Origin of the sequence: Sphingomonas sp. Leaf22 (assembly GCF_001421715.1) — a bacterium.
Classification (GTDB): domain Bacteria; phylum Pseudomonadota; class Alphaproteobacteria; order Sphingomonadales; family Sphingomonadaceae; genus Sphingomonas.
Map to the genome: position 1 here is coordinate 26,433 of NZ_LMKP01000043.1, position 19,603 is coordinate 46,035.

The following is a 19,603-nucleotide window of genomic DNA, read 5'->3' on the forward strand; positions in this document are numbered from 1 at the left end:
GCACCGATCGCACAGGCGCATGCGATTTCTACAGGATGACCACCATGACCGTTCGTTCGTTTTCGCTACGTGCCGCATCATTGCTCACGCTGGCGATGCTCTCCACCGCCGGGTCGGCACAGACACCGCGCCCCGCCCCGCCCACCGCATGGACATCGGCCCCGTTCGTCCCGTTGTGGACCGGTGCGCCGCCGGGCGGCGGGTTCAAAGCGGTCGCGGTGCCGGCGAACGATCCCGCGACCTTCCTGCGCAATATCGATCAACCGGGGCTGCGCCGCTTCACCCCTGCCCGGCCGAACGGCGCATCGGTGCTGGTCATTCCGGGCGGTGCCTATACGTTTCTGTCGATCGGCAACGAAGGCGTCGACATCGCCGGGCGGCTGACCGCGCTCGGCTATACCGTCTATGTCCTGACCTATCGCCTGCCGGGCGAGGGCTGGGCCGATCGTGCCGACGTGCCGTTGCAGGATGCGCAGCGCGGGCTGCGCATGGTCCGTGCCGCCGCGACGAAGGACGGGCTGGACCCGCACAAGATCGCGGTCCTCGGCTTTTCGGCGGGCGGGCATCTGGCCGCGACACTGGAGACCGACTTCGCGCAAGCCGTTCATGCGCCGCGCGACGCCATCGACCGGATCGACGCACGGCCCGATGCCGCCGCGCTGATCTATCCGGTGATCGCCGCCACCGAGCCCTTCACCCATGCCCAGTCCGCCGCGCAGCTGCTGGGCAAGAACCCCGATCCGGCAGCGATCGCGCGCCGATCCCCGGCGGAGCATGTGACGGCGACGACACCGCCCACGTTCCTGCTGCACGCGATGGACGACGGTGCGGTCGTGCCCGACAACAGCCTGTTGATGATGGCCGCGCTGCGCCGCGCCGGTCGCCCGGTCGAAGCGCATTTTGTGGCCGAAGGCGGGCACGGCTTCGGCGTCGGTCCCGCCGCCCTGCCCGCCGGCCATTGGGTCGACCTGTTCGACCGGTGGCTGCAACGCAGCCTTGCCGAAACGTCCCGTCCGGCGGGTTGATCTGCCGGCTTGCCCGCGTTCCTGCGTCGCTTGTCGGTCATCGCGATCCGGCAGCAACCGGGTCCGGCGGGCGCAGGCGGCGGATGTCAATCAGGCTGCGCGGCTGCTCCGGAAATCGCCATGGACCAACGTCCCGCCGCCATGGCCGGCGTCCGACCGACCGGTGGATCGCGGCAGGTTGAAGCGCCCGACCTGACCGGCAAGCTGGTCGGCATGGTTGGCAAGCGTCCGTGCGGAGGCGGTCGCCTGTTCGACCATCGCCGCATTGCGCTGGGTCACGCCGTCCATTTCGGAAACGGCGGTATTGACCTGCTGCAGGCCGATCGCCTGATGTTCGGACGATTCGGCGATCCCGTGGACCAGCGTGCTGACCTCACCGATCCGCTCCACGATCCGCCGCAACGCGTCGCCGGTTTCGTTGACCAGCGCGACGCCGGTGCTGACCTGCTCGCTCGACGCGGTGATGCGGGTCTTCACGTCGTGCGCGGCATCGGCCGAACGCTGCGCCAGTGCGCGAACTTCGCTGGCGACGACCGCAAAGCCCTTGCCCGCATCGCCCGCGCGTGCCGCTTCGACCCCGGCGTTCAACGCCAGCAGGTTCGTCTGAAACGCGATGCCGTCGATCACGCTGATGATATCGCTGATCTCGATCGACGCCCGTTCGATCGATCCCATGGCGTCGACCGCGCGATCGACCACCGTGCCGGACTGGTTCGCCTCGTCGCGCGCCTGACTGACGACCGCCTTGGCGCGTGCCGCGCCGCTTGCCGTCTGGCGGACGGTGCTGGTGATCTGCTCCATCGCTGCCGCGGTTTGCTCGAGGCTGGCCGCCTGCTGTTCGGTCCGTTGCGACAGCGCGTCGGAGGCGCGGCTGATGTCGAGCGCGCCTTCGTTGATGCTGTCGCTGGCGTCGGCAACCGCCTGCAACGCATCGGCAACGGCGGCCATCGCCCGGTTATAGTCGCGACGCAACTGATCGGCCTCGTCCGGAAATGCGGTGTCGATGCGATGGCTCAGGTCGTTGCCGGCCAGCCGGTCCAGCCCGGCACCGAGCGATGCGACCATCTGTTGCTGCGCCGCCGATGCCGCCCCTAGTCGAATGCCATTGTCGCGAAACGTCGCCATCGCCCGCGCCATGCGCCCGACGCAATCGCGATACTCCGAAAAGTTGATCGGTGCTGCGAATTCGCCCGCCGCCAGCGCCTCCATACGCACGACCGTCGTGACATAGGGATCGCAGATCAGCTTGCGCGCGATCAGCGTCGCCAGCACGATGGCAACGATGCTCGCCACCGCCGCAGCGACGAACGGCGTGGCAGGGTCGGTCGCCGGCGGCAACAGCAGCGCCGTTGCCAGCGGCAGCGATGCCAGCGCCGCATTCAGAATAGCGAGCGCCACGAACTTCACCCGTATGGGTGCGTCGGACTTGAACCAGTGGATCACGGGATCCTCCTGAAAATGCTTATGGGTGATGGCCGCCGTCCTGTGCTCCATTCACCAACGAAGAATTAATCCGACACCCTCGAAAAACCGCGCTTTCCTGCGGTTTTTCCCGAAGCTGCTGATATCGCATCATTTATACAATCGAATGTTTTTGATATCCGTACGTTGCGGACGATGTCGGCTGCGACCGTTCGCCGGAGCACGATGCACGCTCCCCGCGCTTATCGCCGACCGACAGCGTGCTGCAATCAGGAGCAAATCGATGAACGACACGGGGCTGACGATCGACGCGACGACCTTCACCGACAATCCTGCGGAATATCAGGTCGAGTTTGCCGGGGACGTGGATGGCGAACCGCAGCTCTTCGGCGTCCGATACAGCGCACTCGAAGCGCTGGCCGGCCGGCCGGCGATCGACGATCCGTTGGCGGTCGCGGAGGAGCATCTGGACCTGCTGTCCGTCGCTGCCGGGAAAGCGCTGGCGCGTGGTCAGGCCATGGCACGGGTGACGATCGGGGAAGCCGACCTGCTGTGAGCGAATCGCGCGGGAACCCAGCCGCATCACGGCCTCCCGATACTTGGCGATACTGAACTGGTATACGAAAAATCGGATTTTGCGGCATATTCTGCTGATCGTAACTCGAATTTCGATCGATAAATTCGCATTTTACTTGCAGCTGTCTTGCCGCAATCGATACCAGTCGGCCCGAATTTACGTTTCGTTAACCAGTGTTCACCTATTTTAAGCATCAACCAAGGACGCCGGTTTGGTCCGGCAACGTACCGCGGACAGTATCGGGCGGAGGCAGCGAATGGCATATCTTCCTACTGCGCAGGACGCTATCCGGGACTGGCCGCAGGCCGGCATGAACCGGTTGTATCGCGACGGCGATCGGGCCATGCGCGACCTTGCCATCGATCGCAGCGGCGTGATGAAGCGGGTACGTGACCCTGAACTGGCGACGATCGTCGGCTTCACCGCGGCCGAGTATAAGGCAACGATTGCCGGACTATCGATCGTGACCGGTCGGTGTCAGATCCTGCTGGGCGGCGTCGGCACCGATATCCACGAAGTTCCACTGGAAGATTCGTTCTGCGCGGTCACCGTCCAGCGCCCCGACGAACCACTGATCGTCCCCGATGCGACACGCGATCCGCGCTTTGCCCAGTTCCGTACCGTGACCGGACAGCCATTCGTGCGCTTCTATGCCGGCGTTCCCGTGCTCGATCGCAACGGTTTTGCGCTGGGGGCGCTGTGCATCGCCGACCGGACGCCGCGCACCGAGGCGTTCGACCCGACCATGTTGCTGATCCGTGCGCACGAAATCGAGCGGCTGCTGCGTTCGTGAAGCACCCTGCCTGACGCGCGCTTTGTATCCTTGCGACGCGATCGTTTCCGGCTACGATCCCGACCATAATAAGTTGGGAGAGATGGAAATGACCGCGCGCTTCGACCGCCGCACCCTGTTGGCCGGCGGCATCGTCGCCTCGACCGCAAGTGTCCTGCCGAACGGCGAAGTCTTTGCCCAGCGGCGCCGCATCTCGGCGAACGACAAGCTGCAGGTCGGACTGATCGGTTGCAAGGGGATGGGCTGGTCCAATCTGAACGCGATGCTGAAGGGGTCGGACGTCGTGCCGGTCGCCTTGTGCGACGTCGACGCGCGGGTTTTGGCCGAACGCGGCGCGGAGTTGAAAAAGGCAACGGGCCGGGCACCACGGCTGTACGACGATTATCGCCGGATGCTCAACGACCGCTCGGTCGATGCGGTCATCATCGCCACCCCCGATCACTGGCACGCGCTGCAACTGACCGATGCGATGTCGGCCGGCAAGGATGCCTATTGCGAGAAGCCGCTGGGCAATTCGATCGCCGAGTGCCGGGCGATGGTCGCCGCCAAACAGCGCCACAACCGCGTGGTACAGGTCGGTCAATGGCAGCGCAGCAACCAGCATTGGGCCGACGCCATCGCGCTGGTCCAGGGCGGCGGCATCGGCCGGGTGCGCAAGGTGAAGGCATGGGCCTATATGGGCTGGATGAAGCGGGTCGCGCCGCAGCCCGATCAGGCCACACCGGCAGGCGTCGATTACGACCGCTGGCTGGGGCCGGCACCGGCGCGGGCATTCAACCCCAATCGCTTTCATTTCAGCTGGCGCTGGTATTGGGATTATGCCGGCGGGCTGATGACCGATTGGGGCGTCCATCTGATGGATATCGCATTGCTGGGCATGAAGGCGTCGGTGCCGAAATCGGTCAGCGCGCTGGGCGGTGCCTATGGCTATCCGGACTCGGCGATGGAGACGCCCGACACACAGACCGCCATCTTCGATTTCGGCGACTATTCGGTCGAATGGGAACATGCGGTCGGCATCAGCCACGGCCCCTATGGCGGGCGCGATCATGGCGTCGCATTCGTCGGAGAAACGGGCACGCTGGTCGTGGATCGCAGCCAGTGGCAGGTATTTCCGGAGGTCAGCGACGGCAAGCCGCTGACGCGCGAGGTACCGGTCACCCGATCGACCGACAACGGCATCGACCGCCATACCGCCGACTTCGTCGCTTGCGTCAAGGATCGCACGCGAACCCCCGCCTGCCCGATCGAATCCGCCGCCAACACCGCGATCGTATGCCAGATGGGCAATATCGGCTGGCGGACGGGCCGGAAGGTCCATTGGGACGCGGCGACGGGTCAATTCACGGGCGACGCCGACGCCAATGCGCTGATCACCCCGCGCTACCGCGCACCCTATCGACTGCCGGTGTGAGCGATCATCGTGGCAGGGCAGGCTTTTCCGGCAGGCGACGCTGCGGTACGACATCGCCATGGAAGCACGGGATCGAATCCGGCGGGTCGTCATCCTCGGCGGGGGCACCGCCGGATGGATGACGGCAGCGGCGCTGTCGCGCAGTTTCGGCCGCGCGGTGGACGTCACGCTGCTCGAATCCGAAGCGATCGGGACGGTCGGCGTCGGTGAGGCGACGATCCCGACCATCCACTGGTTCAACGAACTAATCGGTCTCGATGAACGGGAATTCCTGCGCGCCACCAAGGCGACGTTCAAGCTGGGCATCGAATTCGTTGACTGGACGGCACCGGGCCACCGGTATTTCCATCCCTTCGGCCAATTCGGCGCGGCGTTGCCGGGCGTCGCCTTTCACCATCGCTGGCTGAAGGCGCGGGCGGACGGGATGGACGTGCCGTTGCCGGCGCTGTCGCTGGCGGCGCAGCTGGCAAGGCAGGGGCGCTTCGCCAAACCGGTCGGCGACGCGCGGTCGATCCTCTCGACGCTCGGCTATGCCTATCATTTCGATGCCGGACTCTATGCCGCCTATCTGCGGCAAATGAGCGAGGCGGGCGGCGTCCGGCGGGTCGAAGGCAAGCTGCAGGCGGTCGATCGCGACGGCGAGACCGGCTTCGTCACCGCGCTGACCACCGAACGCGGCGAGCGGATCGACGGCGATCTGTTCATCGATTGCTCGGGCTTCCGCGCGCTGCTGATCGGCGAAGCGATGGGTGAGCCGTTCGAGGACTGGTCGCACTGGCTTCCCTGTGACCGGGCCGTGGCGGTACCCTGCGCCCGGCTCCCCGCAACGACGCCCTATACCCGATCGACCGCGCGGGCCGCCGGGTGGCAATGGCGCATCCCGCTGCAACACCGCACCGGCAACGGCTATGTCTTTGCGAGCCGCTATGTGTCGGAGGACGAAGCGACCGCGACGCTGATGGCCAATCTGGATGGCGAAGCGCTTGCCGAACCGCGACTGTTGCGCTTCACGGCGGGCACGCGGCGGCGGCCGTGGCGCGACAATGTCGTCGCGATCGGGTTGTCGTCGGGGTTTTTGGAACCGCTTGAATCGACCAGTATCCACCTGATCCAGAGCGGCATCACCAAGCTGCTGACGCTGTTCCCTAACCGCGACTGCGATCCGGCACTGGCCGACCGGTTCAACGACGTGTTCACGCGCGACATGGACGGGATCAAGGACTTCCTGATCCTCCATTATCATGCGACCAGTGGGCGCAGCGAACCGCTATGGCAACATTGCCGGACGATGGAATTGCCCGCCACGCTGGTCGCGCGCGAGACGCAATATCGCCGATCGGGCCGGCTGATCCTCGACGGCGACGAACTGTTCCGGGACGCGAGCTGGCTGGCGGTGCTGAACGGTCAGGGCATCGTGGCGCAAGGGTATAACCCGCTGGCGGACGCGATCGATGCCGATGGCAACCGGGCGCAGGTGCGTCAGATCGCCGACGTCATCGCGCGCGCCGCACCGACCCTTCCCCTGCACGACGTCGCGCTCGCGCAGGCGATGGGCGCGACATGACCGCACCCGACATCGTCGCACGACGGATCGGGGGGGAGCGACAGCCGATCGCGATCGTCGATCATTTCTATCCCGATCCGGACGGCCTGCGCGACTTCGCCAGCGCGGCACATTTCGAGCCGGCCCGACGGCAATATCCGGGGGTACGCGCGGACCTGCCGGACACGTATTTTCACGCGATCCGGCCAGCGTTGACGGGCGTGCTGACGCATGTCTTCGGTCATCGCGGCGGGGTTTCGCTACTCGACGCCAGTTTCTCGATGGTGACGAAGCCGCCCGAACGACTGACCGTAGAACAGCGGCTACCGCATTTCGACGCCATCGATCCGGCGCGGATCGCGCTGGTCCATTATCTGGGTGCGGAGAACAGCGGCGGCACCGCCTTCTATCGCCACCGCGCGACGGGGTATGAGACGGTCGATGCCGCGCGGGCACCCGCCTATCTGGCGGCGGTACAGGCCGAGGTGCGCGAGGAACCGCCCGCGCCCGCCTATATCGACGGGTCGACGGGGCGGTTCGAGCAGGTGTCGGCGGTCGATGCCCGGTTCAATCGTGCGGTGATCTATCGCAGCGCCCTGCTGCATAGCGGCGCGATCCCGGCCGGCGCGACGCTCAGCGACGATCCGGCGCGTGGGCGGTTGACGGTCACCGCGTTCCTGTTGCTTACTTGAGCCCCCGCGGCGGCTTTACCGCCAAAAAGACGGTGCTCCACAGCTGGGCGGCGTTGGATTCGTCGACGTCCTGCTTGCCCGCACCGAATGCCACGACCTGATATCGGCCACCGCGATAAGCCCATGACCATAGTTCGGAGCTTTGCGTAGCGCGGGTGGCGCTGATCGCGCGCCACAGCGTCGCCTGTGCGCGGGTCAGTACCGCGCGGATCGCGGCGGGCAGGTCGCGGCGGGCGAGCTGTCGCTCCAGACCGGCCGCGAACAGCGCCTGCTGCCACGACCACACGACCGCGCCGTGATAGGCGGCAGGGGTGAAGCGCGACTGCACCGTCGCATCGGTCTGCGCGGCGTTGGCGACCAGCATGCCGATATCGGTCATCAACCCGGCCGGGAACGGCCGCATCGCGGCGGTGACATAGGTTTCGAGATCGGCGGGCGAAGGTTCGGCGAACATCAGCGCGAAGCCTTCGTCCGAGTTCACGATCGGGATTGGCCGGCCATTGTCGTCGAGCGCGATCGCGTGGAACACCATCGGGTCGGCCCCGATCGACGCCAGCGCCGGTGCAGCGGGGATGCCGAGCGTCCGGGCATAGGCATCGATACGAGGCTTGGCTTGCGCGGCGGGGAGCGACACGCGGAACAGCGCCGGGGCGCGGGTCCGCCAGACGCCGGCCATCGCACCGGCGCGGGTCAGCGCGGTGCGATCCGCGGGCGTCAGATAGCGATCGAGCAGGCCGGCGCGTAGCAACCGGGCGGCGGATTCCAGCGCGGCGGGGACGAACACCGCGTTGACGTCATAGGCGTAGCGACCGCGACCCAGTCCCTCCTCGCTATCGCGCCATTGGCCGGTCAGACGGCCCTTCGGGATCGCTATCAGACTGGAAAAAGCGGGATTTTCGGCGAAGGGTTGGGCGGTGGTGATAAGGTGACGAAGGTTACGCACTAGCGCCATTCCCGCGGGGGCGGTGGTGCCGGGGATGCCTTCGCTCGCCAGCGGGCGGGCGAGAAATATCTTTGCCGCAGAAGGGCTTGCGTGGTCGAGGAGATAGGCGGCGGCGACGGGGGCGAGCATATAGTCGTCGTCGACCATCGCATAATCGAGCACGGCCGCATCGCCGCGCTCCCGAAGTTTACGCCGATCGACCACGGCGAATTCGCCGATCCCCTCTTCATGCGCGACATCGCCGCGCGCATCGAGCCGGGCAAGGACCGACCCCAACCCCGCCTCGATCGCCTGCGGCTGCAAGACCGGCATCAGCAGGCGCACCGACATCAGCGTATCGCGGCCGAAATAGGTCTGGAACCGCCACGACCCCGCGAGGAATTTCTCACGATAGCTTAGGAATCGGAGCGCGTTACGGGCAGTGGGATCATCGGCGGCGCGTGCGTTCAGCAATTCGTCGCGGGCAAGGCCGGTCAACGGCTTCTCCCCGCTCGACGCCAAAATCTCCATGCGCAGCGGACGGCCGGGTTCGGCGACCAGCGCGCCGTTGCGGATCGCGCCGGACAGCAACCTTATCTGCAGTAGATAGCCCGGCTTGCCGTCGAGGCGCGGGCGGCTCCAGCGGATGGTGTTGCCGGTGACGACCGGATCGACCGCGACTTCGGCCGGGAACCGACCGACCGACTGATAGTCGCGCAGGAAGCGGATCGACGACAATACCGCCTGCCTGATGCGCAGTTCGGGCGCGTCGATGCTGGCAAGCGTCAGCACCGCCGGTTGCGGCCCGGCGATGCCCGGCGCGGTGGTCGGGCGTGGCACCTGTTCGAGCCGCCACGTCGCCGCGCGCCCGACCGGTTCGAACCACAGGCCGACGCCGCTATTGCCCGCCGGAAACGCGACGAGGATGCGCGGATCGGTGCCGTTGCGCAGGAGCAGATGCGCCGCGACCGGCCCTTCGCGGACGAAGGCGTTGAGATTCTGTCCCTCGGTCAGCTGGAAGGCGAGTTCGGGAGTTTTCGCGGGGCGCTGTGCCGCCGCCAGTCCCGTTCCCGCCACCATCGCGCCCGCCAGCATCCACCGCATCACGGTCTTCATCGCTTACTCTCTTCCGCGAAGAGCGGGGCTTCAGGAAGGCCCGCGTTATTTCGTACCTCACCGTACCCCCGCGCAGGCGGGGGTCCAGAGCCAAGCAGAACGACGTCCGGTGCCCGTGACCCTGGCCCCCCGCCTGCGCGGGGGTACGGAAGGATGACCGGTTCCCCCCTTCAGAACCGGAAGGTCAGCGATCCGCCATAGGTCGGGCCGACGATACCGCGGGCGTAGAAATAGCCGTCGGTGATCGCCTGTGTCTGCCCCTGTCGCGGATTGCCCTCGGTCAAGCCGACCACGTCGAACACATTGTCGGCGTTCAGGTTCAGCTGCACTCGCTTGGTCAGGTTCAGGTTCACGCCGAAACCGGTGACGCCATAGCTGGGCAGCGCGATGCCGTTGCCGTTGTCGGCGAAGATCTTGCCGACGAACTTGTAGCGGGCATACACCTCGCCCGCGCCATTGGGCAGCGTGAGCGTCGGCAGGATCGTGAACAGCTGCGCCGGCGTGCGTTCGGGGCGATTGCCCTCGAACGACGCGCCCTGATCGACGCCGTCGAGTTGCAGGTTGAGCAGCTGCGGATCCTGAAACACACCCTGGAAATCGACCGAGAACCATGTTGTCGGACGCACGACGAAATCGATCTCGACGCCCTTCGTCTTCAGGTCGGCGTTCAGATTCTGCTGTTGGGAGGGGTTGGTGGGGTTGGCGAAATTATAGTTCTGATTGTCGAAATTGGTGCGGAAGACGGTGGCCGAACCGGAGAAGAAACGGCCCATCTGATACCGGACGCCCGCTTCGTACAGCTCGATCGTGGTGATCGGATCGACGTTGTTCGTCTGGAAGCCGTTGGCATAGCGGGCATAGACCGAGAAGTTCGGCGTAAGCAGATAGTTGGCACCGACCGTCCACGACGCCTTGCGCTGCGTGCGTTCGCGCACCGCGAGCACGCCGTTATACGCCGACCCGACGGTGCGGACCACGCCGCCGACCCCCGCCGGCACCGGCTGGCTGCCCGCCAGTTCGCCACCGTCGCGCGCGGTCGCATCGTCGCTTTCCCAGCGTACGCCGCCGTCGATGCGCAGGTCGCCGATCGCGACTTCGTCGTTCGCGTAGAGCGAGACGGTCGAATCCAGACGCTCGCGGATGCCGGCACCCCAGTCGCCATAGGAAACGAGGCCGTTGTCCGACAGCGTGCCGATGACACGGTTGCCGGCGTCGAGCGCGACGATGTCATAGATGTCGCTGTTGGTCTGCACGCCGTTGACGACGCTGGCGGTGGCCGACTGATCCTGCGACCGCTTGACGTTGTAATACATGACGCCGGCGGTCAGGGAGTTCTTGAAATTATCGTTCTCGAATTCCCAACGGCCGCCGACATTCGCGCCGAAATCGCGCCCGTCGATATAGTCGTGGTTGAGCACGGTACGTTGCAGGAAGCCGTTGCCGTTCAGCGCGTTCAGGTCCGCCGTCTGGTTCGAGCCGAGCACCACGCCGGTGCGCAGATTCTTGATGCCGAAGCGTACCGTGTTGGGGAAGGCGGCAGCACCCAGCGTCAGCAGCCCGTCGATCGGCGAATTGCCACCGGGGGTCAGATAGTTTTGCGCGCTGGTCAGGCCGCCGTTACCGGTCCCCGAACCGGGGAACAGGCCGTTGAAGTCGTAGGAATATTTCAGATATCGGGCGTGGGCGAACAGGTCGATCGTGTCGGTCAGCGGCTTTTCGACATCGAAGCGGATTTGCGCGGTCTTCGCCTTGATCCCGTCGCGGTAGCGAAATTCGCGGAAGCCGCTGGGGTGCGCCAGCGTCGATACCGGCACGGCGATGTTGGCGAACGCGTCGCCGCCGACATTGCCGAACTGGGTATCGAGGCCGGGTATCCCCTTCACCTCGCCATCGTCGAGCCGGTAGGGCATCGTCGCGTAATAGGCGTTCTCGACATCGCCGCCCTTTGCCGACAGGCGGACATAGCCGCCGCCGTCGAAGCGATATTCGAGCATGCTCTTGATCCGCCAGCCGGCATAGTCGAACGGATTGTCGCGCACGCCGGGGCTCGACTGGACATAGCCACCGATGTTGAAGGCGAGTTTGTCGCTGAGCGGCTGCGAATAATAGAAGTCGCCGCGCTTCATGCCGTAATTATAGGCGGTGACGCGCGCCGCCCCTTCGGCTTCGTTGAAGTTCGGCCGGCGCGAGATGAAGTTGATCGTCGCACCCGCGCCGTTGACGGTCAGCACACCCGACGAACCGCCCTTGACCGCTTCGAGGCGATCGATGGTCAGATCCTGATCGAAGAAGAAGTCGGCACCGCCGCCGCCGTAGAGGATCGGCATGCCGTCCTCCTGCAACTGCACGAACCGCTGGCCACCGCCCTGAAGGCCGCGGACCGAGTAGTTGTTCGACACCTGACCCGCCGTCGCCTCGACAAAGATGCCGGGGACCAGTTCGAGCATGTCGGCGGTCGACCGCGGCGCGCGCCGGTCGATATCGGCGCGGTCGGCGAGCGTGATGTCGGCCGATGCGGTGATGAGCGGACGGTCGCGGGTGGTCGTGCCGGTGACGACGATGACGTCCTGTTCGTCGTCGGCCGTCGCGGCATCGGTGCCCTGCATGGCCGCCGGATCGGCGGGCGGCGTCTGTGCAAAGGCAGCGACCGGCAGCAGCGTCGCGCCAGCCAGCAACGCCGCACGCGCGCCGAAGCGATGGAATGTCAGCATGATCCTCTCCACGGTATATTCTTTGGCTCCGGGGCTGCCGGAACCGGTTACAACTAGACCCCGGCCGATAGGGCTGCAATGTTGGTTAACGGACCCAAGTATTTGCGAGCCGGACTGTGGCGATCAGGCAACATTTTGTAGAACAAATACGCTTGCGCCGTCGTACCCTTTTGGAGGTTTCGTTGCTCGCGACGGCAGCGGCGGTCCTGCCGGGACGGGCCGCTGCGGCGCCGGCAGCGTCGGCACCGGTCGAGGCGCTGCTGGCGCGCATGACGCTGGCGGAAAAGGCCGGGCAGCTCAGCTGTTTCAACGACGAGATCCGGCCGGTCGGCGCAGTCTTCAATCCGGTGGTCGATCCACGCGGGCTGGGCGCGATGCTGGCCGATATCCGGGCCGGGCGCGTCGGGATGGTGTTCAACGGCTATGGCGTGGCCGGGGCACGGCGGGCGCAGGAAGCGGCATTGTCGAGCCGGCTGCGCATCCCCCTCGCCTTCGCCGCCGACGTGCTGCACGGGTGCCGGACGATCTTTCCGATCCCGCTGGGCGAGGCGGCGGCGTTCGACCCCGACCTGTCGCGGCGCGCCGCACGGGCGGTGGCGCGCGAGACGACGGCGGGCGGCATCCACTGGACCTTTGCGCCGATGGTCGACGTCGCGCGCGACCAGCGATGGGGCCGGGTGGCGGAGGGTGCGGGCGAGGACGTGCTGCTCAACCGGGTGCTGGCAACGGCGCGGGTCGAGGGGTTTCAGGGACCGGACCTGACGCGGCCCGATGCGTTGCTGGCGACGCCCAAACATTTCGTCGGCTATGGCGCGGTGCGCGGCGGCATGGAATATGCCGCGGTCGACATGAGCGAGGCGGAGCTGCGCGAGACGTTCGTGCCGCCCTTCGCCGCCGCCTTTACCGCCGGCGCGGGCGCGACGATGGCGTCGTTCACCGATTTCGGCGGGATACCGGTCAGCGCCAACCGCGCGCTGCTGACCGATCTGCTGCGCGGGGAATTGCGCTTCGATGGGGTGTGCGTGTCGGATTACGATGCCGATCGCGAGCTGATCGCGCACGGGATCGCCGCCGACGAGGCCGATGCGGCGCGGCTGGCGATGCTGGCCGGGATCGATATGTCGATGCAGAGCGGGCTGTATGTCCGGCATCTGCCGGCGCTGGTCGAAACCGGCCGGGTGCCGATGGCGGCGGTCGATCGGGCGGTGCGGCGGGTGCTGACGCTGAAGGAGCGGCTGGGGCTGTTCGACGATCCGTTCCGGTCGATCGATGCGAAAGCCAAGCGGCGCGAGACCGGCAGCGCCGCGATCAAACGGGTCGCGCGCGAGGTCGCGACGCGGTCGATCGTGCTGTTGCGCAACGACGGCGGGTTGTTGCCGCTGCCGCGGACGGGAAAACGCATCGCGCTGATCGGGCCGTTCGGGGCGGACCGGACGAATCTCAACGGGCCATGGTCGTTCGCGGGCGATGCGATGGACGGGATCGATATCGCCAGCGGATTGCGGGCGATGCTGCGCGATCCGGCGGTGCTGACGGTCGAGGCGGGGTCGGGGATCGGCGAGCCGCTGGTCGGCGGGATCGAACGTGCGGTGGCGGCGGCGCGGGCGGCCGATGTGGTGCTGCTGGCGATCGGCGAGGGGGCCGACCTGTCGGGCGAGGGCAACAGCCGGACCGAGATCACCGTGCCGCCGGCGCAACAGGCGCTGGCCGAGGCGGTGGCGGCGACGGGCACGCCGGTGGTCGTGCTGTTGCGGCATGGCCGGGCGCTGGCACTGAGCGGGGCGGTGCGCGATGCGCCGGCCTTGCTCGCGACGTGGTTTCTGGGGGAGCAGACCGGGGCGGCGATCGCCGACATCGTGTTCGGGGTGGTCGAACCGACCGGACGACTGCCAGTCAGCTTTCCGATCGCGAGCGGGCAGCAGCCCTGGTCGTACGACCGGCGCAGTACCGGGCGGCCCGCGCCCGACACCGACCCGATGCTGGCGGGGCGCAGTCGCTGGCGCGATGCGCCGGACCGGGCGCTGTACCCGTTCGGGTCGGGCATGGGCTATACGCGGTTCGCCGTGTCGGACCTGCGGGTGCCGGCGGTGGTCCCGGCCGGGGCGGCGGTGCCGGTGTCGGTGCTGGTCCGCAATATCGGCGAACGCGCGGGCACGACGCTGGTCCGCGTCGATGTCCATGACCGGGTCGCGAGCCGGACGCGACCGGTGCGGCAGATGAAGGCGTTCGCACGGGTGACGCTGGCGGCGGGAGCCGAGGCGCGGGTCGATCTGAGGATCGCGGGCGACGATCTGGCGCTGGTCGCCGGCGACGGCGCGTGGCGGATCGAGCCGGGGGCGTTCGACCTGTGGGTTCATGCAGGCGACGGCGTCGAGGTGACGGGAACGTTCGCGGTGCGCTGACGCGCGGTCAGTCGTCCTCGTCGTCGAAGCCGACCAGATCGAGCGCGCGTGCCTTGATCTGGCGGGTCATGCACCAATGGACCAGCGCGTCCTCGCGGCCGTGCGTGACCCAGACTTCCTTCGGCGCGATCTCGGTCAGGGTCCGGGTCAGTTCGTCCCAATCGGCATGGTCGGACAGGATCAGCGGCAGTTCGACGCCGCGCTGGCGCGCGCGCTGGCGGACGCGCATCCAGCCGCTGGCCATCGCCGTGATCGGATCGGGCAGCCGGCGCGACCAGCGATCGTTCAAGGCGGAGGGCGGCGCGATGATGATCCGGCCCTGCAACTCGGCCTTGGTCGCGCCGGTCGCCGGGCGCAGTTCGCCCAGATCGACGCCCAGTTCGACATAGAGGTCGCACAGCCGCTGCAGCGCACCGTGCAGGTAGATCGGATCGTCGAACCCCATCGCCCGCGCCTCGGCGATCACCCGCTGCGCCTTGCCCAGCGCATAGGCCCCGACCAGGACGCAGCGTTCGGGTTCGGTACGCAGCGCGGCCAGCAGCTTGTCGATCTCGTCACGGGTTTCGGGATGGCGAAAGACCGGCAGGCCGAACGTCGCCTCGGTCACGAACACGTCGCAGGGCACCGGCTGGAACGCTGCGCAGGTCGGGTCGGCGCGCCGCTTGTAATCGCCCGACACCACGACCCGCTCGCCCCGGTGGTCGAGCACGATCTGCGCCGATCCCAGCACATGGCCGGCGGGAACGAGCGAAATGCCGACATCGCCGACCGTCAGGCTTTCGCCATAGGCGACGCCGATGCCGTTCTGCGGTCCGTAGCGCGCGTCCATGATCGCCAGCGTTTCGGGCGTCGCCCACACCGTCTGATGCCCGCCGCGCGCATGGTCGGCATGACCGTGCGTCACCAGCGCGCGCGCGACCGGTTCGGAAGGGTCGATCCACATATCGATCGCCGGAATATGGATGCCGGTCGGGTGCGGCGTGATCCAGCGCGCGAGAGCCATGACCGACACATGGGGCGGATGGCCGGGCCTGCCAAGGTCATCGAACCGACATATCCGTGCGATAGACCGACGATATTCGCAACGATTGCCCGACCTTGCCGACGCCTGCCCCACCCCGTTTCAGCCTGTTCGCGGCGGGACTGGCGGCGTTCTGCGTCTATTTCGCGATGTACGCCTTTCGCAAACCGGTGATGGCGGTCGGTTTCGCCGATCAGGCGGCGCTGTGGCCCGCGCTCGATTACAAGGCGACGCTGATCCTTGCGCAGGCGATCGGCTATGCCCTGTCGAAGATGCTGGGGGTGAAGGTCGTCGCCGAACATGCGACCGGCGCACGGGCCAGACTGATCCTCGCGCTGGTCGCGGCAGCATGGGTGGCGTTGCTGGGCTTCGCGATCCTGCCGCCACGGTTCGGGCCGATCTGCCTGTTCCTGAACGGGCTGCCGCTCGGCATGATCTGGGGGCTGGTGTTCAGCTATCTGGAGGGGCGGCGGGTGTCGGAAATGCTGGCGGCGATGCTGACCGCCAGCTTCATCCTGTCGTCGGGCGCGACCAAGACGGCGGGGGCGCTGCTGGTGCAGCGCGGACTGTCGCCCTTCTGGATGCCGGCGGTGACCGGGCTGCTGTTCGCGCCCGTCCTGATCGCCGCGCTGGTCGTGCTGGCCCGCACCCCGCCGCCCGACACCGCCGACCGCGCGGCGCGGGGCACGCGGGTGGCGATGGATGGTGCGGCGCGCCTTGCCTATGTCCGCGCCCACGCCCTGCCGCTGACGCTGCTGATTCTCGGCTATACGCTGCTGACGGGCCTGCGCGATTTCCGCGACAATTTCGCCGCCGAGATCTGGGGCGACCTTGGCAACGGTGCGCCGGCCACGATCTTTTCGATCACCGAAGTGCCGGTGACGGTCGTCGTGCTGATCGGCATGGCGTTGCTGGCCAAGATCCGCAGCAATCTGCGCGCGCTGCTGGCGATCCATGGCGCGATCCTGTTCGGCGCGGTGGCGCTGGGCGGCGCGACCCTGCTGTTCCGGCTGGGCTGGATCGGGCCGGTCGCATGGACGGTGTGGATCGGGATCGGCATCTACAGCGCCTATGCGCCGTTCAGTGCGGTGCTGTTCGACCGGATGATGGCGCTGGGCCAGTCGCCGGGCAATGCCGGCTTCCTGATCTATCTGGCCGATTCGTTCGGCTATGCCGGCAGCGTCGCGCTGCTGCTGCTGCGCGAACTGGCCGACGATCGCGCACCGTGGCTGGGGTTCTTCACCGGCGCGACGCTGGCCACCGCGCTGGTGTTAATTTGCGGCGCATGCCTGTCGGGACTGTGGTTCTCGCGGCGATTTTCGGCCGATACGTGATGATATCACGTTGATCTTGGCCCTCGCTCCACAAGTATCGCCGATCTGAACGTCATTTTCATCATCCGTCACACACCCGTCATCAAGATCCGCCAAAGGCGCAGCGGGGGCCGGGAACCGGCCGGGACACGGCGGCACGTCCGCCAAGGGAGACATCATGAAGTTCATCACGGGTGCGGCGATCCTCGCGATCGCGGCGGGGACGACGCACGCCCATGCGCAGACGGCCCCGGCCGATGCGACGACGACCGAAATGTCGGGCGGCACGCAGGACGAAGCGCGCAGCGGCGGCGAGATCGTCGTGACCGGCCGCGCCACGACCTTCGCCAACACGCAGGTGACCGAGCCGATGCTCGACCGCCAGTCGGCGCTGACCAGCGTCAACGACGTCATCAAGGAACTGCCCGGCGTGTTCGTGGCGGAGGGCGACGCCTTCGGTTCGTCCGACTGGGCGACCTCGATCAGCATTCGCGGGTTCAGCTCGGGCGGCGGCGGCGGTCAGCAGATCGGATCGACCATCGACGGGCTGCCCAATGGTGGCTCGGGCTATGGCGGCGGATCGCGCGCCAACCGTTATCTCGACGTGCTGAACCTGAAGACGGTGATCGTGTCGCAGGGCACCGCCGACATCTCGTCGCGGTCGAACGAGGCGCTGGGCGCGACGCTCGACTATGTCACGACCGATCCGGCGCGTGACACCCGCTATCGCTTCACGCTGGCAGGCGGCGATTTCGGTGCGCGCAAGCTCTATGGTCGGGTCGATACCGGCCAGTTCGCCGGCGACACCCGCGCCTTCGTCAGCGCCTCGACCAGCCGCGTGAAGGACTGGATCGGCGGATCGGGCGAAACCCGCCGCGACCATGTCGATGCGAAGATCGTGAGCAACATCGACCGGGTGAAGCTGACCGGCTGGGTCAGCTATGACGACGCCGACGAAGCCGAATTCGGATCGGTCAGCCCGGAGATGTTCGCCAATGATCCGAACCACGATGCCTATACCGACAACTGGACCGGCATCCCCTATATCGATCAGGGCTATCGCTCGACCTCGCGGGCGTTGCGTCGCAATTTGTTCGGCTATCTGCGCGGCGAGACCGATCTGGGCGACGTGAAGCTGTCGGGCACCGCCTATTACCACCGGATGCGCGGGCGCGGCGATTTCGCGCCCCCCTATCTGGTCGATGTCCGCAACGACGGCCTTGGCAATCCCGAGAGCGAGTTCACCGGCAGCCTGCCGACCGTGATCGGCGGCGGCAATCTGGGTCGCTATTATTTCGTCACCGCGACCGGTGCGAAGGCGACGTTCCTGACCGGCTGCACCGGCACGGCGGCGATCCCGGCACTCTATGCGCCGAGCTGCTATGCGGCGGGATCGACCCCGGTCATGTCCTATCGCCACACCCATTATGAGAACGATCGCGGCGGGCTGACCGCCGATGCGGCATGGACGCATGATTTCGGCGGGGTTCAGAACACGCTGCGTGGCGGCCTGTGGTGGGAACGCGGCCGCGCCAACCAGCTGCGCGACTGGCACAAGATCACCAATGCGCTGGTCGGCCCGGCGTTCGACGGCAAGCCCTATTACCAGCAGTTCAGCACCGACTATGGCCTCGACGAGATCATGTATTATGTCGAGGACGCGGTGACCTTCGGGCCGTTGACCGCGCGGTTCGGCGTCAAGCAGTTCTTCCTCGACCAGCGTCGCGCCGAATTGTTCAACAGCCGCACCGTGACCGAATTGAATTCGAACAGCCGCCCGCTGATCTCGACCGGCATCGTCTATCACGCGCCGATCGACGGGCTGGAAGCGTTCGCCGGCTATTCGCAGAATTTCGCCGCGATCGGCAACGGGCCGCTCGGCGAACCGCGCGAGGTGATCGACCGGATCAAGCCCGAAACCGCCAACAACATCGAAATCGGCGCACGCTATTCGACGCCGCGCGTCAAGGCATCGCTGACCGCCTATGACATCAAGTTCGACAACCGCATCCAGTCGATCTCGGCCAACCTCGTCACCGGTATCGATTATCTGGAGGAGCAGGACAGCGTCTATCTGAACGTCGGCGGCATCAAGAGCCGGGGGATCGAGGCGGCGCTCGCCTATCGCGTGACGCAGGGGCTGACGCTGTCAGGCAACTATACCTATAACCACGCGACCTATATCGGCACCGGCAACGCAGCACAGGACGCCGATATCGGCGTGACGCCGGGGCGGCAGGTCATCAATTCCCCGCGCAACATGTGGGTCGCGGCGGCCGATTATGCGCGCGGCGTGTTCAAGATCGGTGGGGCGGCCAAGTTCGTCGGCGATCGCTTCATCGGCAGCGACGGGACGGCCACCGCACCCAGCTTCACCACCGTCGATGCCTATGCCGGCGTCGATCTGGGCGAAGTGAACGCGGTCATGAAGGGCATGGCGCTGACGGTACAGGCGACCAACCTCGCCGATCGGCGGTATCTGGCCGGGGCCGATGGCGGGTCGGCGTTCCTCGGCACGCCGCGAACGGTGACGGCGGCATTGACGTTCGATTTCTGACCTAAACTCCCCTCCCTGAAAGGGAGGGGTTGGGGGTGGGTCGGCCTGCGAGGGAACGGAAGCGTTCCACAACCGGCCTACCCACCCCCCAGCCC

Annotated in this window: 13 protein-coding genes; 9 read left to right on the plus strand and 4 right to left on the minus strand. The window is 66.8% G+C overall.

The features are described from left to right. Nucleotides 1–44: 44 nt before the first annotated feature. Nucleotides 45–1,025: an alpha/beta hydrolase gene (locus ASE70_RS16830; RefSeq protein WP_235520014.1), complete on the plus strand. Its 981-nt coding sequence runs from the start codon at nt 45–47 to the stop codon at nt 1,023–1,025. Between the two features lie 90 nt (nt 1,026–1,115). Here ASE70_RS16830 and ASE70_RS16835 read toward each other — a convergent pair whose 3' ends face one another. Beyond that, the gene (locus ASE70_RS16835) at nt 1,116–2,468 is read right to left on the minus strand and encodes a methyl-accepting chemotaxis protein (protein ID WP_235520016.1); all 1,353 of its coding nucleotides are present in this window, start codon (nt 2,466–2,468) and stop codon (nt 1,116–1,118) included. Between the two features lie 262 nt (nt 2,469–2,730). Here ASE70_RS16835 and ASE70_RS16840 point away from each other — a divergent pair, with 262 nt between their 5' ends. The 5 genes from ASE70_RS16840 to ASE70_RS16860 all read left to right on the plus strand — a co-directional run bounded on the left by ASE70_RS16840 (nt 2,731) and on the right by ASE70_RS16860 (nt 7,466). After that, on the plus strand, nt 2,731–3,003 hold the full coding sequence (locus tag ASE70_RS16840) for a hypothetical protein (protein ID WP_056507359.1): 273 nt from the start codon (nt 2,731–2,733) through the stop codon (nt 3,001–3,003). Between the two features lie 277 nt (nt 3,004–3,280). Next, nucleotides 3,281–3,817 (plus strand): GAF domain-containing protein, encoded by a 537-nt coding sequence (locus ASE70_RS16845; protein ID WP_056507361.1) that lies wholly within the window; start codon nt 3,281–3,283, stop codon nt 3,815–3,817. Between the two features lie 88 nt (nt 3,818–3,905). After that, a complete protein-coding gene (locus ASE70_RS16850) occupies nt 3,906–5,231 on the plus strand; it encodes a Gfo/Idh/MocA family protein (RefSeq protein ID WP_082451105.1) in 1,326 nt (441 codons plus the stop codon). A gap of 58 nt (nt 5,232–5,289) precedes the next feature. Further along, on the plus strand, nt 5,290–6,795 hold the full coding sequence (locus tag ASE70_RS16855; protein WP_056507367.1) for a tryptophan halogenase family protein: 1,506 nt from the start codon (nt 5,290–5,292) through the stop codon (nt 6,793–6,795). Then, nucleotides 6,792–7,466, plus strand: coding sequence for a DUF6445 family protein (locus ASE70_RS16860; protein WP_056507370.1), 675 nt, complete (start codon nt 6,792–6,794; stop codon nt 7,464–7,466). Before ASE70_RS16855 ends, ASE70_RS16860 begins: the two co-directional genes overlap by 4 nt. Here the strand turns inward: ASE70_RS16860 and ASE70_RS16865 are convergent. Together ASE70_RS16865 and ASE70_RS16870 are read right to left on the minus strand one after the other, a co-directional pair. Continuing rightward, on the minus strand, nt 7,459–9,504 hold the full coding sequence (locus tag ASE70_RS16865; RefSeq protein WP_056507373.1) for a hypothetical protein: 2,046 nt from the start codon (nt 9,502–9,504) through the stop codon (nt 7,459–7,461). The two genes, ASE70_RS16860 and ASE70_RS16865, sit on opposite strands and share 8 nt — an antisense overlap. A 170-nt stretch (nt 9,505–9,674) precedes the next feature. Continuing rightward, nucleotides 9,675–12,215, minus strand: coding sequence for a TonB-dependent receptor domain-containing protein (locus ASE70_RS16870; protein WP_082451097.1), 2,541 nt, complete (start codon nt 12,213–12,215; stop codon nt 9,675–9,677). A 146-nt stretch (nt 12,216–12,361) separates the two neighbouring features. On the opposite strand from ASE70_RS16870, the gene ASE70_RS16875 reads away from it, so the two are divergent. Beyond that, entirely contained in the window at nt 12,362–14,617 is a 2,256-nt protein-coding gene (locus ASE70_RS16875; RefSeq protein WP_443024910.1) for a glycoside hydrolase family 3 N-terminal domain-containing protein, read from the plus strand. 7 nt (nt 14,618–14,624) lie between these two features. Here the strand turns inward: ASE70_RS16875 and ASE70_RS16880 are convergent, their stop codons facing one another. Beyond that, complete coding sequence (locus ASE70_RS16880; RefSeq protein WP_056507375.1) at nt 14,625–15,620, minus strand: ligase-associated DNA damage response exonuclease; 996 nt, start codon at nt 15,618–15,620, stop codon at nt 14,625–14,627. A 95-nt stretch (nt 15,621–15,715) separates the two neighbouring features. On the opposite strand from ASE70_RS16880, the gene ASE70_RS16885 reads away from it, so the two are divergent. Together ASE70_RS16885 and ASE70_RS16890 are read left to right on the plus strand one after the other, a co-directional pair. After that, nucleotides 15,716–16,972, plus strand: a complete 1,257-nt coding sequence (locus ASE70_RS16885; RefSeq protein ID WP_235520020.1) for a DUF5690 family protein — start codon at nt 15,716–15,718, stop codon at nt 16,970–16,972. Between the two features lie 157 nt (nt 16,973–17,129). Then, the gene (locus ASE70_RS16890) at nt 17,130–19,508 is read left to right on the plus strand and encodes a TonB-dependent receptor domain-containing protein (protein WP_056507380.1); all 2,379 of its coding nucleotides are present in this window, start codon (nt 17,130–17,132) and stop codon (nt 19,506–19,508) included. Nucleotides 19,509–19,603 lie beyond the last annotated feature (95 nt).

What these genes read in the sequence shown, in the direction of transcription:
- ASE70_RS16830 (WP_235520014.1), top strand. Translation starts at nt 45, where the DNA reads ATGACCGTTCGTTCGTTTTCGCTACGTGCCGCATCATTGCTCACGCTG.
- ASE70_RS16840 (WP_056507359.1), top strand. Translation starts at nt 2,731, where the DNA reads ATGAACGACACGGGGCTGACGATCGACGCGACGACCTTCACCGACAAT.
- ASE70_RS16845 (WP_056507361.1), top strand. Translation starts at nt 3,281, where the DNA reads ATGGCATATCTTCCTACTGCGCAGGACGCTATCCGGGACTGGCCGCAG.
- ASE70_RS16850 (WP_082451105.1), top strand. Translation starts at nt 3,906, where the DNA reads ATGACCGCGCGCTTCGACCGCCGCACCCTGTTGGCCGGCGGCATCGTC.
- ASE70_RS16855 (WP_056507367.1), top strand. Translation starts at nt 5,290, where the DNA reads ATGGAAGCACGGGATCGAATCCGGCGGGTCGTCATCCTCGGCGGGGGC.
- ASE70_RS16860 (WP_056507370.1), top strand. Translation starts at nt 6,792, where the DNA reads ATGACCGCACCCGACATCGTCGCACGACGGATCGGGGGGGAGCGACAG.
- ASE70_RS16865 (WP_056507373.1), bottom strand. Translation starts at nt 9,504, where the DNA reads ATGAAGACCGTGATGCGGTGGATGCTGGCGGGCGCGATGGTGGCGGGA.
- ASE70_RS16870 (WP_082451097.1), bottom strand. Translation starts at nt 12,215, where the DNA reads ATGCTGACATTCCATCGCTTCGGCGCGCGTGCGGCGTTGCTGGCTGGC.
- ASE70_RS16880 (WP_056507375.1), bottom strand. Translation starts at nt 15,620, where the DNA reads ATGGCTCTCGCGCGCTGGATCACGCCGCACCCGACCGGCATCCATATT.
- ASE70_RS16890 (WP_056507380.1), top strand. Translation starts at nt 17,130, where the DNA reads ATGAAGTTCATCACGGGTGCGGCGATCCTCGCGATCGCGGCGGGGACG.